This is a genomic window from Blautia sp. MSK.20.85 (genome assembly GCF_013317245.1).
Classification (GTDB): Bacteria; Bacillota; Clostridia; order Lachnospirales; family Lachnospiraceae; genus Blautia_A.
In genome coordinates this window covers 1-485 of the sequence record NZ_JAAIUN010000104.1, presented here as the reverse complement: position 1 = coordinate 485, position 485 = coordinate 1, and the positions used below count along the sequence as shown (strand labels likewise).

At 44.9% G+C, this 485-nt stretch carries 1 protein-coding gene; it reads right to left on the bottom strand.

Features of this window, described 5'->3' with window-relative positions:
* Positions 1-143: 143 nt before the first annotated feature.
* Positions 144-485: ATP-binding protein (locus tag G5B12_RS17095; RefSeq protein WP_174088970.1), on the bottom strand; the 342-nt coding region annotated here is incomplete at its 5' end.

Sequence of the window (485 nt, the reverse complement as noted above, 5' to 3'; positions counted from 1 at the left end):
TCAAGTAAGTCCCCTGCTTCAATTGCGAGGAGCAATAAGCAGTGGGTGGGACTTATGAATATTCTCGTGCGATGAAATCGCACTTCCGGAAATTTGGGAATCAGATGTCCGGAAGTGGAAATCACCTGTGTAATTATGCGAGTTTACTCGCGTAGTGCTTTATCCAAGCCATATACCTCACGCATTGATCTATCATGTTCAGCATCAATGCTCGTGATATTTATTCGATAGCTGTCGTGGGCAATACGATCAATGATCGCATCTGCCAGAGGACTGTCACCACCGCCGAGCTGCTCATACCATTCCTCAAATGCATATTGGGAGCAGAAAATCGTTGAAGATTTCTTACGTCTCCTATGAAGCAGTTCGAAGATATCCCTTTGTTCTGCATTCGTCGGTTTCAAGAGAAGCCACTCATCCAGAATCAGGACAACTGGATTTGCATACTTCGCCATGACTTTTTTGTAGTTACCATCTGTCCGTGC